Raw genomic sequence first — 14,407 nt, 5'->3', positions numbered from 1 at the left:
ACGCCAGTGTATGTCGGCGCCACCACACGTGCATGGGGGTTTTCCCCGGAAACCCCGACCGGACGATAGGGGTCTACGAGACTCGGCGGGCGACGGGTCCAGCAGCGCCGACATCGGCGATAAGCCCGGATCAGGAAAAGAAACCCCGGCGCTGACCGACGGCGGAACGGTTTGCGCGCCGAACCGGAGCTCCGAGCGCCGCGAAGGCGTTGGGATCGGGCGGCGACCGGGGTCGCAGCGGGCCCCTTCTGTTCCGCAGTCACTTCTGGTGCATGATCCGTCTCGGCACCCGCGACAGGGGACTGCGGAACCAGCCTGTCACGACCGCATCGCGCGGTTCGGCAGTCGCCTTGGGCGCGTTATCCGCGTGCACGCCCGCTACAACGGACCGCCGAACAGCTGGGACGCCGGCGACCCGGGCATCGGGGGTCGCGACACGCGGAGTCGCGGCATCCGACCGATTCCGACCGCTGTTCCCGCAACCGCAGAAGGGTGGATCCCCGCACGACCGGCGTGCGGGGATCCACCCTTCGAGGTCGCGGGCCAAGACCGGGACCCGGCGAGGACTACAGCGAGAGGCGCTCGCGCACGACGCCGGCGAGTTCGTCGGCGTGGCGGCGGGCTTCGTCCTCGGAGGACGCCTCGACCATCACGCGCACGAGCTGCTCGGTGCCCGACGGGCGCAGCAGCACGCGTCCTGAGAGGCCGAGCTGTGCCGAGGCGCGGGCGACGGCATCCTGGACGCCCTCGTCGGTGGCGGCGCGGGTACGGTCGACGTCCTTCACGTTGACGAGCACCTGCGGGTATACGGTCATGATCGACGCGAGCTCTTCGAGCGTCTTGCCGGTGCGCGCCATCTCGGCGACCAGGTGCAGGCCGGTGAGGAGTCCGTCGCCCGTCGTGGCGTAGTCGCTCATGATGACGTGACCGGACTGCTCGCCGCCGAGCGAGAAGCCCTGCTCGTTCATGCGCTCGAGCACGTAGCGGTCGCCGACCGCGGTGGTCTCGACGTGGATGCCGTGCGCCGACATGGCGCGGTGCAGTCCGAGGTTGCTCATCACGGTGGCGACGAGCGTGTCGTCCTTGAGCTCGCCGCGGTTCTTCATCGACACCGCGAGGATCGCCATGATCTGGTCGCCGTCGACGACCGTGCCGTTCGCGTCGACCGCGAGGCAGCGGTCGGCGTCGCCGTCGTGCGCGATGCCCACGTCGGCGCCGACGCGCACCACGTGCTCGGCGAGCTGGTCGAGATGGGTCGAGCCGACGCCGTCATTGATGTTCCAGCCGTCGGGGTCGGCGCCGATGACGGTGACCTTGGCGCCGGCGTCGGCGAACGTCTCGGGCGAGACGCCGGATGCCGCGCCGTGAGCGCAGTCGAGCACGACGTGGATCCCGTCGAGGCGGTGCGGCAGCGAGCCGAGCAGGTGGATGACGTAGCGGTCCTCGGCGTCGGCGAACCGGCGGATGCGACCGACCGCGGCGCCCGTGGGCTGCAGCTTGGGGCCGGACATCGCCGCTTCGATGCGCTGTTCGACGACGTCGGGCAGCTTCACGCCGCCGCGGGCGAAGATCTTGATCCCGTTGTCGGGTGCGGGATTGTGGGATGCCGAGACCATGACGCCGAAGTCGGCATCCATGTCGGCGATCAGGAACGCCGCTGCGGGGGTCGGCAGCACGCCGGCGTCGAAGACGTCGACGCCCGACGAGGCCAGGCCCGCTTCGACCGCGGCGGAGAGGAACTCACCGGAGACGCGCGGGTCGCGGGCGACGACGGCGGTGAGTCGCTTGCCCGCGGCGCGACGCGCCTCGGCGGAACGGCCCTGGCCCAGGACGACGGCGGTCGCCTGGGCCAGGGACAGTGCGAGATCGGCGGTGAGGGGGCCGTTGGCCAGCCCCCTCACCCCGTCCGTGCCAAAGATCGGCATACGGAATGGAAGCCGATCAGCGCTTCGAGTACTGCGGCGCCTTGCGGGCCTTCTTGAGACCGGCCTTCTTGCGCTCGATGACGCGGGCGTCGCGCGAGAGGAAGCCGGCCTTCTTGAGGGTCGGGCGGTTGTTCTCGACGTCGATCTCGTTCAGCGCACGGGCGATGCCGAGGCGGAGCGCGCCGGCCTGGCCCGAGGGGCCGCCACCCGAGATGCGGACGATGACGTCGTACGCACCCGTGAGGTTGAGGACCGTGAACGGGTCGGTGATGAGCTGCTGGTGGAGCTTGTTCGGGAAGTAGTCCTCGAACGCACGGCCGTTGACCGTGATGGTGCCGGAGCCCGGGACGACGCGCACGCGGGCGATGGCCTGCTTGCGGCGACCGACTGCGGCGCCCGAGACCGAGAGCACGGGGCGCTCGGCGGCGACGACGGTCTCGTCGACGGTGGTCTCAGTGGAGTAGCTCGTGGGGGTTTCTTCGATGTTCGCCATCAGTGTGTCCTGTTCTGTGCGGCGCTTACTGGGCGACCTGGTCGAAAACGTACGCGGTGGGCTTCTGCGCGGCGTGCGGGTGCTCGGCACCGCGGTACACCTTGAGCTTCGACAGCTGGTTGGCGCCGAGGGTGTTCTTCGGGAGCATGCCGCGGACGGCCTTCTCCACGGCGCGGACCGGGTTCTTCTCGAGGAGCTCCGCGTAGGTGACCGACTTGAGGCCGCCCGGGTAGCCCGAGTGACGGTAGGCCTTCTTCTGCTCGAGCTTCTGGCCCGTCAGCGCGACCTTGTCGGCGTTGATGATGATGACGAAGTCGCCCATGTCGACGTGGGGGGCGAAGGTCGCCTTGTGCTTGCCACGCAGGAGCGCGGCAGCGTGCGAGGCGAGGCGGCCGAGGACGACGTCAGTCGCGTCGATGACCAGCCACTCGCGCTGGGCTTCGCCAGCCTTGGGGGTGTAAGTGCGCGTCACAGTAGTGCTGCTTTCTTGATTCGAACGGAGAGGTTCGTGAATCCCACTCCGGGGTGGTTCTGTCTTGATCGGTTCGCATGCATCACCCGCTCGTTGAGCGAGCGACGCGAGTCGAAACGCAGAACACGCCAGTGGAGGGCTCACGTTCGCGGTGCCGGGTCAGCTGAGCCGGACACCAAAGATCAATAGTACGCGACACGGATGCTGCGGCCAAACCGGCTCTCTACCTGCTGATCTCATCGCATCCGGCGCGCCACGCCGTTCACGTCACGCGCAACCTCGCACGCGACACAACGTGCGACATCTGTCACACCCCGTTCACAGGATGTCTCTAACCTGGCTCTCATGAACGCACCGTCGATCAAAGCAGTGATCCCCGCCGCCGGTTTGGGCACGCGCTTCCTTCCGGCCACCAAGGCGATGCCGAAGGAGATGCTCCCCGTCGTCGACAAGCCCGCCATCCAATACGTGGTCGAAGAGGCGGTGGCTGCGGGCATCGATGATGTGCTCGTCATCATCGGACGCAACAAGAACGCGCTCGCCAACCACTTCGACCGGGTCACCGAGCTCGAAGACACGCTTCACCGCAAGGGTGACATGACCAAGCTCGAGCGGGTCATGCATTCCAGCTCACTCGCCGACGTGCACTTCGTCCGCCAGGGCGATCCGCGCGGTCTTGGTCATGCGGTGCTGCGCGCCCGCAAGCACGTCGGCAACGAGACGTTCGCCGTTCTCCTCGGCGATGACCTCATCGACGCCCGCGACCCGCTGCTCTCGCGCATGATCGAGGTCTCGCAGGGGCAGTCGGCGACCGTCGTTGCCCTCATGGAGGTCGACCCGAGCCAGATCCACCTCTACGGGTGCGCAGATGTCGAGACCACCGATGAGTCCGACATCGTCAAGATCAAGGCTCTGGTCGAGAAGCCGTCGGCTGATGAGGCACCGAGCAACCTGGCGATCATCGGTCGCTATGTGCTGAAGCCTGAGATCTTCGACGTGCTCGAGCGCACCGAGCCCGGTAAGGGCGGCGAGATCCAGCTGACGGACGCGCTCGAGGTGCTCGCCGACGACGAGCAGATCGCCGGACCTGTGCTGGGTGTCGTGTTCGGAGGTCGCCGCTATGACACCGGCGATCGCCTCGACTACTTGAAGTCGACCATCCGACTCGCCCTCGACCGGGACGACCTCGGCCCCGAACTGGCCAGCTGGATCAAGGAACTCGCACCTCAACTCGGCTGAGCAGGACGCGGCGAGCATGGACGGATGCCGCGACCCGAGGCATCCGTCCCCGCCCGAGCCAGCCCCCGGGTTCAGGGTCTGGATGGCGTGCCCGAACTCAGTCCGCCACGCGCGCGATGACCGGAGTGCGAGACCCCTCGGGGGTCCGCGGACCCGGACTTGCGGGTCTCGGCGGAAGGTCCGGCGGTTGTCGCCATTCGGCTCGGTCGGGCGGTCGGGGCGGATCCCACGCCCAACTCCAGGCCGACTTCGACACCAGCACGATCGGGGCGCCTTCCCCGGCGGGCGGGCGCAGCACGAACGGTCCCTTCCCGTCCCTCGTGATACGCCACCCGGTGTTGTGCAGCTTCATATGGTGGAAGCGGCAGAGCAGCACGCCGCGATCCACGTCGGTGTTGCCACCCTCGGCGAAGTGGTCGATGTGGTGCGCTTCGCAGTACGACGGCGGCCGGTCACAGCCCGGCCACACGCAGCCGCCGTCGCGGACGGCGAGCACGAGTCGCTGCGACGCGGAGTACATGCGGGCTTCGCGCCCCAGGTCGAAGGGGTTGCCTTCGGGGTCGACGATGACCTCGATGAACCCGTTGGCGCACGCATTGCGGTCGATCACCGAGCCCGGGAGGGCGCATCCGCCGTCCATGTCGTGCCCGACGGCGAGAAGCCTTCCGAACGCATCGCGAGGACCGGCGTCTTTCACGACGACCATCCGCACGCCCGGCTGCCGCGACCCGAACACGCTCTTCGCCTCGGCGAGCGCGCCCGCGCGGATGACATCCATCAGCAGGTCATAGGCGAGCTGGTCGTTCGTGCGCGGGTCGTCGATAAGGTTCTCCGCGGCCGCGCGCTCTTCATCGGTCATGAAACGAGGACCGCCGCGACGCGGACGCAGTCCCGCGGCAAGCATGGACCGGACGAACGCCCCCATCTCATCGTCGAAGACGATCGTTCCGCGCTCCTGCCCGTCGGCGTCGGTCCACGTGCGGAATCCACGGTTCTCGAACCGTCGACCGTAACGCTCCTCGGCCCCGACCGGGTCGAGCATGTCCCGCATCGTGCGCGCGCGCTTCGCCAGCTCTTCGACCGGGAGGCTCGACGCCTCGACCGCGAGCGCTTCGGCCGCAAGCATCCACGCCTCACGCACCATCGCTTCGCGGGCCGCCGCCTCGGCGGGGGCCGTCAGCGGGAACAGCATCGACTCCCCCGGATCCCCCTCGCCGCCGGGCAGATCAGCTCCATCCACGCCGGGCTCGGCACCACTCCCGCCGGCCTCGCCCTCCCCCGCAGGCGTATCACCCGCACCAGACCCTGCATCCGCGCCGCGCTCAGCGGTCGCCACCCGCGGTTCGCCGAGCCCGCGCCGGATCGCGTCATGCTGCGCCGTTGTCAGCCATCCCTCGAGGAGCCCTCGACGCAACGGCTCGTCCCACGGCACCACCCGCGCCGAGGCGTCGCCCACCGCGCCGGCCTCGTCGTCAGCACCGACCCCCGGAAGTCCACCGCCCGAGCTGGCACCGATCCCGTCGTCACCGAACCCCGGCAGCCCCGTTCCACCTGACACCCCGGCCCCTGGCTCGAGCGGCGGGGGCGCAGCATCCGTCCCCGCTATCAACGACGTGCCGACGCGGACCTGGCGCACGGCGTCGGCCCTCGTGCCGCCGGTGATCGACTGGATCAGCTTCTCGGGCGTCGAGAATCCCTGCCCGGCCGCGAGGCCGCCCTGGCCGCGGTCGCGCGACGACCTCGTGGCCGCGACTCCGGCGATCACCGCCTGCAGCCGATCCGCGTCGTTCGCGATCGCGCCGACCTCTGCGAGGATCTCGAGCACCGACGCATCGCTCAACCGCGTTGCACTCGACGGGAGCGTCTCAGCATCGACATCCAGCTCCGACCATGCCGCGAGCCGGTCGAGCCGGCCCCGCAGATCGGTGAGGATGTTCATATCTGAAGCATCTCACCAACCTCAGACATTCGAATCTCTGTTCCCCATTCGCTCCGGGTCCAGCGCGGCAACCCTTACTCCAGAAGTCCGTTCATCGCCGCGAAGTACGCCATCGCGAGCACCGCCCCCTTGGCCACGGCAGCCTTCAGCGCGACCGGCGTCTCGGGTCCGGACTCGCCCTGAGGATCCACGAGGCCCAGCCGCGCCAGGTCGACGATCAGCCCGGCCACCAGATACTGCTGCCACATCGGGAGGCCGCTGATGTCGGGCCCCTCCCGGCTCGGATCGACCGTCATGAGCACCGCCTCGACGCGAGCCTCGATGAGCTCCTCGTCGATTCCGCCGCCCGCCGGCATCCCGGCGCCGGTCACGAGATCCGCCACGACCAACCCGATCAGCTGCTCCGCGAGCTCGATCCCGGCAGGCGCGACGCCCTCCCCCGACACCGACAGACCCTGCAGACCCGCACCACCCCGAACCGCCGCCCCACTCCGAGCCCCCGCCCCACCTCGAGCACCCGACGAGCCCCGACCCCCCGGAGTCTCCGCTCCGCCTTCGATCCCCCACCGTTCTGCCGCTGCACCGCGGCGCACGCGCGTCGGCGAGATGCTGATGATCTCGGCGACCTGCAGCGCCTCCCACCACGTCGCCAGCATCGGCACGTCGTACATCGACGACGCCTGCACGGGGTCGCCCGGCTCCGACGCCGTGCGCTTGCTCACCCCGACCGCCGCGATGCCGATCATGCCCGCGACGCGTTCGATGTCCGCCCGTCGCACGCCTCCCGTCGACGTGACGGGCTGACCCGCGCCGATCCACTCCAGCAGCTCCGCGACGCCGGCGATCACCGGAGTCGCGACCAGCCCCGCCCACCGCTCGGTGGGATCGAGTGCCAGCGTCGCGGCGACCGCCTCGACGACGAGCGCCCGCCCGGGGTCGACCTCGTCGAGCGCGAGCTCGATCTCCTCGTGGACGAGATCCCACTCTTCGGGGTCGGCGGACGTCTCGATGCGGAAATGCACGTAGTCGTGCAGCGTGTCCAGCGCCTGCTCCGCAGCCTCATCAGCCTCTGGCTCGTCGTGGTCGTCGTCGAGAACGACGTCGATCATCAGTTCGACGTCTTCCGGTTCTTGCAGGTCGAGCTCCTCCTCCCGCGCGAGCGAGATCAGCGCCTCGAACATCGTCAGCTCCTGCGCGGGATCGGCCGCCGCGATCGCCTCCTGCCTCCGCAGCCAGGTCCCGAAGTCGCGCACGAGACGCTGATCGCGAGAACGGATGCTACCGCCCGACGCCCGCCCGAAGATCGGGGTCGGCGGCTCCGGCGCAGCGGGGCGAACGAAGCTGCTCCCCGGCGCATTCGCACCACCTCGAGCACCCGCACCCGCACCCGCACCAAACGCCGAGCCCGCACCCGAACCCGAACCGCGCCTACCCGCACCCGCACCCGCACCCGCACCCGCGCCGAACGCCGAGCCCGCACCCGAACCCGAGCCCGAGCCCGAACCGCGCCTACCCGCACCCGAGCCCGAGCCCGAACCCGAGCCACCCGAGCCCGAACCCGCCCCACCCTCGCCCCGCACCACCCTCAACCGCGGCGCTCCGGTGAGCTCGCGTTCCGCAACGGCCGGCACGTCCATGCCCTCCGCTGCGGCCCGGCGCCCCATCGCATCCGCGACGAGCAGCGCCGAGCCCTGGAAGATCGCGAGTCCGCTGTGTCCCCGGTGCATCCGGTCGAGCGACGCGAACGCGCGGCCCTTTCGTGCGAGCGCGAGCAGATCCTTCGCTGCAGCCTGACCGGGCCGCGGCCCGCGGCGCAGCCGGGTTCCGGCGAGCGCCGCATTCCACGCCGGGTTGGTGTGCCAGTCGTCGAGCAGCCCGAGCGCGACCCCGATGACGTGCGAGATCGCCGCCGAGTCGTCGGCGGGATCGGTCTCGACCGCAGCGAGCACGGCGAAGGGGTCGGAGTCCTGCTCGTCGGCCAGTCTCACCGCGAACTCGCGCAGCACGGCGAGCGCGTCTTCGCGCTGCGCTCCCACCGGCGTGAAGAGTGCGAGGTTGTGCCGCTCGGTCGCCCGCGCGAGGGCCGCGTTCACCTCATCGAGGTCGACGTCACCGAGGTCATCGAGGTCGATGCCCTCGGCAGCCAGCAGCGGCGCCATCTCATCGAGCACCCGTTTGCCGGATCCGGGTGAATACACCACGCCCATCGCGGCCAACTGTGCGAGAAACTCCGGGTCGTCGAACGGCGAATCCATACGAAAACGCTACCCGCCGCACCCGCGGCTCACGATGCCTATATAAGAGGAACGGATGCTGCGACCCGCCGCCTCACCAGATCAGCAGCGCCACCCCGATCGCGTTGAAGACGACATGCGCGATCAACGCTCCGGCGAGCCTTCCGGTGAGCAGCGTCAGCACACCGCAGCCGAGCCCCACGGCCACGGTTCCCACGAGCAGTCCGACGGGCACGAAGGCACCGTAGGCCAGCACGTGAAGTCCGGTGAAGATCGCGGTCGCCACCAGCACCGCGACGGCGCCGGCGACCCACCGCCCCGCGCCGGCGAGCGCGTCGCCGAGGGTGCGCTGGAGCAATCCGCGGAAGAACAGCTCCTCGATCACGGGGGTGACGAGCACGGCCCCGGCGAGGGCTACGATCGTCGCCGCCAGCACGCTCGAGTCATCCGAAACGAGCCCGCCCCCGAGTCCGCCGGCGGTCGGTGCGACGAGCTCCACCAGCGCTCGCGCGATGAGCCCGACGCCGAGTCCGGCGACGGCGTCGATCCACGAGAACCCGCGCAGCCCGGTCGCCGCCGCGAACCGCTCCTGCGTCACCCGCACGGCGACGAAGACTGCGCCGAGCAGTGGAGCCGACAGCAGCACCAGGTCGACGAGCGCGACCACCACCGCCGGCCAGCGAGCGAGCGCGAAATGCACCGACGGCAGCCAGAGGATCACCGCCGCGGCGAGCAGCGCGCCCACGGCCGCGACCGCCAGCGCCACCCACGGATGCCGCCACGCGCGCCCGCGAACCATCGAATGTGCCGACCCCTCGGCCCCGTTGTTCACCATAGGCCCCCCGACCCCTGGATAAGCCAAAGACCCCGGGCCGGAGCCCGGGGTCTTCGTGATGCTGTGGATCAGCGGTTGGCCGCTGCGCGACGACGGGCGACCGCTGCCGCGACGGCGATGCCGCCGAGGCCGATGGCGCCGACGCCGAGCCAGATGATCGCGCCGGGAACCTCGCCACCCGTGGCGGGCAGCGTGCCCGAGCCACCGGTGGAAGCGGCCGTGCCGACCGTGACGGTCTGGGTGCCGACCACGTTGCCCTCGCCGTCCACAGCGGTGATCGCGTAGGTGCCGGTCTGGCTGGCGGTGAACTGGACCGAAGCCGAGCCGTCGACGACCTGCTTCTCCACTCCGCCGGTGCCCGCTGCGTGGACCAGCGACGCGAGCGTGACGCCCTGGCCGGGGGTGACGGTGATGCGAACGAAGGGGACGTTCAGGTTGTTGAACGTGATGGTGATGGTCTGACCCACGGCGGGCGTGGTGTCACTCACCACGACGGTCGGGGGGTCAGGGGTGTAGTCAGCGGATGCCGCGCCGGCACCGCCGAGAACCAGCAGGCCTGCGACAGCAATCGCGGCGAAGGTCTTCTTGAACATGGCAGAGATCTCCCGAGGTACTTGCACGTCATCGGCTGGGGGGATTTGTGTCGGGCAAGCGCTCCCCGGTTGCCCGACTCGAGACACGCTATCGCATTCTGAGAGTTCGATGAGAGGCCTGAGGTTTCCGGAAGGTAACAAATTGTCGTACCTGTCCCCCCTTTGGGGGACAAAAGAGCGCAGAATGCCCAAAGACCTAGGTCATTGCGCCCGCGAGCAGCGACAACCCCACGTACGAGGCGTTGTACACCGCGTGCACGAGCACGGCTCCCCAGATGCGTCCGGTCAGCAGCACGAGCAGCGCGCACACCATCCCCAGGAGCGAGAGCGACACCACTCCGCTCACGTCCGCAGCACCCGAGATCCCGTGCATCACGACGAACAGCGCGGTCGATCCGAGCGCGGCCGCCAGCCCCGCCGTGAGCTTGCCGAACGGCCGCCGCAGCACCGTGTACAGCGCGACGAGCAGCACGCCGCGGAAGAAGAATTCCTCCACCACGGGCGCCACCACGATCGGCCCGACGACATCCAAGATCACCGTCGAGAACGGCACCGACCCATCCACCTGCACGAGCACCGGCCACTCGGCCGGCGTGCCGCCGAGCCCCTCGAGCCACCCCTGCGTCGTCCGCAGCAGCGCACCGAGCACGACCCCGTAGAGCAGATCCAGCGCGCGCACGCGCAGCAGACCGATCGGGCGCGACCGGGTGAAGGCCCACACGATGGGCAGCAGCATCCCGATCCAGACGATGACGGTGGCGGATGCTGCGGCCCATGGCGAATCCCAGACCGCGGCGACGAGCGCGCCGAGCAGCACACCCGCGCCGAGCGAGATCAGCGCGATCGCCAGCAGGCCTTCGCGCCAGCGGTACACCGTGCGCCCGCCGAGCCGCCAGTCCGTGCGGGCCTCGTGCGCGGCGCGCCGCGACCGCCTCGGCGCCGGCTCCTCAGCGGAGACGGGCGCCTCGTCCTTGAAACCAGCCGCAGGAGCAGCCGCCGGCGGCTGCAGCGACCACAGATCGACCACGGGTGCGGCGTCGCTAGGCTGATCGGGCACGCGCCAACGTTACCCCGCCCCGTGGAGGCCCTTTCGTGTTCGACATCCTCACGGTGTGCACGGGCAACATCTGCCGATCGCCCCTCGCCGAGCAGCTGCTGCGCGACCGTCTCGCCGACCTCGCGCCGCATGTCTCGAGCGCTGGCACGCGGGGCCTGCCCGCCGCACCGATGACTCCCGAGGCCGCGCACATCGCCCAGGCGCTCGGCGTTCCGGCGTCCGAGACGGCCGAGCACCGGTCGCGGTTCCTGACCGAGCAGCACCTCGTGTCGCCCGACCTCATCCTCGCGATGACCCGCGTGCACCGCCGCGCGATCGCCGAGCTGGCGCCCTCGCGGCTGCGCTCGACGTTCACGATCCGCGAGTTCGCGCGCATCGCCGCCGCGGTGCCCGAAGACGAGATCAGAGCCGCGACGGATGCTTCCACCTCCCCGTCCGAGAAGCTCAGGGCCGCAGCATCCGTTGTCGCGTCTTATCGCGGTCTCGTGCCGCCGCCGGAGGATCCGGACGACGACGATGTGATCGACCCGTACCGGCAGCCGTGGGAGACGTACCTGCTCTCGGCGCGGCAGCTCGAGCCCGCCGTGACGGCGACCGCCGCGCTGGTGCGGCTGGCCACGGCGTAACGCTTTCCTGGGCTCGACCGGGCCCTGTGCGACAATTCACGGAGCACACGCCCAACCCCCACGAGAGGCGACATGGAGCTCACCGACTACATCCGGATCCTGCGCAAGAACTGGGTGATCATCGTCGTCGCCACCCTGGTAGGGATCGGGGTGGCGGCCGCATGGTCGCTCACCCGCACCCCTCAGTACGAGGCGCAGAGCACGGTCTTCGTGTCGACCCAGTCGGGTTCGACCATCCAGGATCTGCAGCAGGGATCGAACTTCACGCAGTCCCGCGTGCAGACGTACACGAACCTCGTGTCGACGCCGATCGTGATGAATCCGGTGATCGCCGAGCTCGATCTCGGCATGACCGCGAACGAGCTCTCGGCGACCGTCGAGGCATCCGCTGCTCTCAACACGACCCTGATCACGATCACGGTGACCGGCTCCGACCCGGTGCAGGCGGCCGACGTCGCGAACGCCCTCGGTGCGTCGCTGAAGTCGGTCGTCGAGCGGCTCGAGACGCCGAACGGCACCGACACGAGCCCCGTGCGCGTCGAGCGCGTGAAGGATGCGCTGCCGCCGCTCAAGCCGTCGAGCCCCAACGTTCCGCTCAACCTCGCGCTGGGCGCGCTGGTGGGTCTCGCGCTCGGCATCGGCGTCGCGGTGCTGCGGGCCGTGCTCGACACGCGCATCCGCACCCCGCGGGATGTGGAGCAGGTCACCGACCGGCCGCTGCTCGGTGCCATCGCCTTCGACCCGAAGGCCAAGGAGCGCCCGCTCATCGTGCACGCCGACCCGCTCAGCCCGCGGGCCGAGTCGTTCCGCGCGATGCGCACGAACCTGCAGTTCCTCGACACCGACGGGCACGCGTCGTACGTGATCACCTCGAGCGTGCCGAGCGAGGGCAAGTCGACCTCGACCATCAACCTGGCCATCGCTCTGGCCGATGCCGGCAAGCGCGTCGCGCTGCTCGACACCGACCTGCGCAAGCCGAAGGTGGCCGAGTATCTCGGCATCGAGGGCGGCGCCGGCCTGACCGACGTGCTGATCGGCCGCGCGCGCCTGGCCGACGTGATGCTCCCGTGGGGCAACCGCAGCCTCTACGTGCTGCCCGCAGGCAAGATCCCGCCGAACCCGAGCGAGCTGCTGGGGTCGAAGAGCATGCACCAGCTGCTCGAGGCTCTCGAGCGCGACTTCGACGTCGTGCTGTGCGACGCGCCTCCCCTGCTTCCGGTGACGGATGCTGCGATCCTCGCGAACGCGACCAGCGGGGCGATCCTCGTGGTGCGCGCCGGTCACACCAACCGCCACCAGCTCACGGGCGCGGTGGACGCGCTGAACACCGCCGGTGCGCGTATCGCCGGTGTGGCTATGACGATGGTGCCGACGCGCGGCCCGGACTCGTACGCCTACGGCTACGGGTACGGCTACGGCGGGTACGGCTACGGGTACGTCCAGGATCAGCCGGCGAGGGGCAAGAAGGCGAAGAAGGCCAAGCCCGCACCGCCCAAGGCACCGGTCGCACAACCGGTCGTTGAGCGAGCGAGGAACGAGCGAGTCGAAACGCCCCGCACCCCCGCACAGCCCGCCGCACAACCGGTCGCCCAGCCGGTCGTTGAGCGAGCGAGGAACGAGCGAGTCGAAACGCCCCGGGTCTCCGCTCCCCAGCCGGTCGTTGAGCGAGCGAGGAACGAGCGAGTCGAAACGCCCCGGGTCTCCGCGGTGCGCTCGATCCCCGCAACCGATCAGGCCGATCAGGCTCAGGCCGCTCCCGACCCGAACCTGACGCTCGACGACATCATCCGCCAGGCCGGTGGTGCGTCGAACGCGCCCGGTCGCAACGACCCTCTTCCCTGACCGCCGTCATGCAACGTCTGGGCGCCGCGAAATGGGTCGCGGTAGCGGGAATCGCCGTGCTCGTGGCCGCCGTCGCCGTGCTCGTCTTCGCCGCGCTCCAGCACACGCGCCCTGAGTCCACGGGCGGCGAGGCCGAGCCGGTGCCGGAGTTCACGCTCGGCGTGCAGACCCCGACCCCGACGCCGACCCCAACCGCCACGGCGACCGCCCCGATCCTCGAGCAGACCCGCTTGCTCGGGCTCGGCTCCGAGGTGTGGTGGCGCGCCACCGCGGGCTCCTGCGCCGGCCCGGCGCCGCTGATCGAGCGCTCGTACGACCAGGGAGCGACCTGGACCGACGTGACCCCCGTCTACCGGGGCATCACGCAGGTGCAGACGCTCGAGGCGTTCTCGGCGCGCGACGCCGAGATCGTCGCGGCCGTGGCCGGCTGCGAGCCGCAGGCGCTGCGCACGTACACGCGCGGCGAGTTCTGGGACTCATACCCCGACGTGCTCGCCGCCTCGCGCTACATCGAGCCGAGCGACCCGGGCTCGGTGCACTTCCCCTGGGGCCCAGTGCCCGCACCGTGCGCCACGGCCCTCGGCCTGCACGCCTTCGGCGACGTCGTGGCCCTGGTCTGCGACGACCGCGCGTGGTCGTGGTCGGGCGATGAGTGGGTCACACTGGCCCCTGAGAACGCGCTGGCGGTGACCGTCGACGGTCCGGACGTCCTCGTCGCACATCGCACCGACGACTGCGCCGGTGTGGCGATCGCGCGCGTGGCCGCCGCCACTCCGGATGTCGCGTCGCCGGTGGGCTGCGCGGAGGGAACGGATGCTGCGTCCCCGGTCGCGATCGCCCCACGCGGTGATGGCGTCGTGGCGTGGATCGGCGACGCTCTCGTCGGCATCCCCTGACACGCTCCCCGCTCACCGCTCACCCCTCACGCCGCTCCCCGCTCCCCGTCCCACGCTCCCCGTCCCCTGCTCCCCGTCCCCCGCTCCCCGCTCCCCGCTCGTTGAGCGAGCGAGGAACGAGCGAGTCGAAACGCCCCGGGCCTCCGAGCAACCCCGGCGCCCGCATGCTCTTGACGAAACCGTCGTGGGCGAGGAACATTTCTCGGGTCCGGCACACTGGGGCTGTCGGACGGGGCCGTCCGGTTCGCGTCACCCG

General features: G+C 70.2%; 12 protein-coding genes. 4 read left to right on the top strand and 8 right to left on the bottom strand.

Annotated elements, in window-relative coordinates; all coding sequences use genetic code 11:
• Positions 1 to 566: 566 nt before the first annotated feature.
• The 3 genes from glmM to rplM are packed head-to-tail and all read right to left on the bottom strand — an operon-like array spanning position 567 to position 2,890.
• The gene (gene glmM, locus ACEYYH_RS04605) at positions 567 to 1,925 is read right to left on the bottom strand and encodes a phosphoglucosamine mutase (protein ID WP_374977089.1); all 1,359 of its coding nucleotides are present in this window, start codon (positions 1,923 to 1,925) and stop codon (positions 567 to 569) included.
• A 16-nt stretch (positions 1,926 to 1,941) separates the two neighbouring features.
• On the bottom strand, positions 1,942 to 2,418 hold the full coding sequence (gene rpsI, locus ACEYYH_RS04600; RefSeq protein WP_116194398.1) for a 30S ribosomal protein S9: 477 nt from the start codon (positions 2,416 to 2,418) through the stop codon (positions 1,942 to 1,944).
• Between the two features lie 25 nt (positions 2,419 to 2,443).
• Positions 2,444 to 2,890, bottom strand: a complete 447-nt coding sequence (gene rplM, locus ACEYYH_RS04595; protein WP_116194399.1) for a 50S ribosomal protein L13 — start codon at positions 2,888 to 2,890, stop codon at positions 2,444 to 2,446.
• A gap of 345 nt (positions 2,891 to 3,235) precedes the next feature.
• Between rplM and galU the strand changes: the two genes are divergently transcribed.
• Entirely contained in the window at positions 3,236 to 4,129 is an 894-nt protein-coding gene (gene galU / locus ACEYYH_RS04590; protein WP_374977088.1) for a UTP--glucose-1-phosphate uridylyltransferase GalU, read from the top strand.
• Positions 4,130 to 4,226: 97 nt separating this feature from the next.
• Here galU and ACEYYH_RS04585 read toward each other — a convergent pair whose 3' ends face one another.
• The 5 genes from ACEYYH_RS04585 to ACEYYH_RS04565 all read right to left on the bottom strand — a co-directional run bounded on the left by ACEYYH_RS04585 (position 4,227) and on the right by ACEYYH_RS04565 (position 10,787).
• A complete protein-coding gene (locus ACEYYH_RS04585) occupies positions 4,227 to 6,068 on the bottom strand; it encodes a DUF222 domain-containing protein (protein WP_374977087.1) in 1,842 nt (613 codons plus the stop codon).
• A gap of 74 nt (positions 6,069 to 6,142) precedes the next feature.
• The gene (locus tag ACEYYH_RS04580; protein WP_374977086.1) at positions 6,143 to 8,323 is read right to left on the bottom strand and encodes a hypothetical protein; all 2,181 of its coding nucleotides are present in this window, start codon (positions 8,321 to 8,323) and stop codon (positions 6,143 to 6,145) included.
• Between the two features lie 73 nt (positions 8,324 to 8,396).
• Entirely contained in the window at positions 8,397 to 9,101 is a 705-nt protein-coding gene (locus ACEYYH_RS04575) for a lysostaphin resistance A-like protein (protein ID WP_374977085.1), read from the bottom strand.
• 104 nt (positions 9,102 to 9,205) lie between these two features.
• Positions 9,206 to 9,730 carry an LPXTG cell wall anchor domain-containing protein gene (locus ACEYYH_RS04570; protein ID WP_374977084.1) on the bottom strand — a complete coding sequence of 175 codons (525 nt, stop codon included), beginning with the start codon at positions 9,728 to 9,730 and terminating at the stop codon, positions 9,206 to 9,208.
• A 196-nt stretch (positions 9,731 to 9,926) separates the two neighbouring features.
• Positions 9,927 to 10,787 carry a lysostaphin resistance A-like protein gene (locus ACEYYH_RS04565; RefSeq protein ID WP_374977083.1) on the bottom strand — a complete coding sequence of 287 codons (861 nt, stop codon included), beginning with the start codon at positions 10,785 to 10,787 and terminating at the stop codon, positions 9,927 to 9,929.
• A gap of 35 nt (positions 10,788 to 10,822) precedes the next feature.
• On the opposite strand from ACEYYH_RS04565, the gene ACEYYH_RS04560 reads away from it, so the two are divergent.
• The 3 genes from ACEYYH_RS04560 to ACEYYH_RS04550 all read left to right on the top strand — a co-directional run bounded on the left by ACEYYH_RS04560 (position 10,823) and on the right by ACEYYH_RS04550 (position 14,151).
• Entirely contained in the window at positions 10,823 to 11,413 is a 591-nt protein-coding gene (locus ACEYYH_RS04560) for a low molecular weight phosphatase family protein (protein ID WP_374977082.1), read from the top strand.
• 72 nt (positions 11,414 to 11,485) lie between these two features.
• A complete protein-coding gene (locus ACEYYH_RS04555; RefSeq protein ID WP_374977081.1) occupies positions 11,486 to 13,255 on the top strand; it encodes a polysaccharide biosynthesis tyrosine autokinase in 1,770 nt (589 codons plus the stop codon).
• 8 nt (positions 13,256 to 13,263) lie between these two features.
• Complete coding sequence (locus ACEYYH_RS04550) at positions 13,264 to 14,151, top strand: hypothetical protein (protein WP_374977080.1); 888 nt, start codon at positions 13,264 to 13,266, stop codon at positions 14,149 to 14,151.
• Positions 14,152 to 14,407: the final 256 nt, after the last annotated feature.

Origin of the sequence: Microbacterium trichothecenolyticum, assembly GCF_041938625.1 — a bacterium.
GTDB classification, from domain to species: domain Bacteria; phylum Actinomycetota; class Actinomycetes; order Actinomycetales; family Microbacteriaceae; genus Microbacterium; species Microbacterium trichothecenolyticum_D.
Note: the sequence above shows the minus strand (reverse complement) of the source record. Positions and strands in the feature narration are given on the sequence as shown.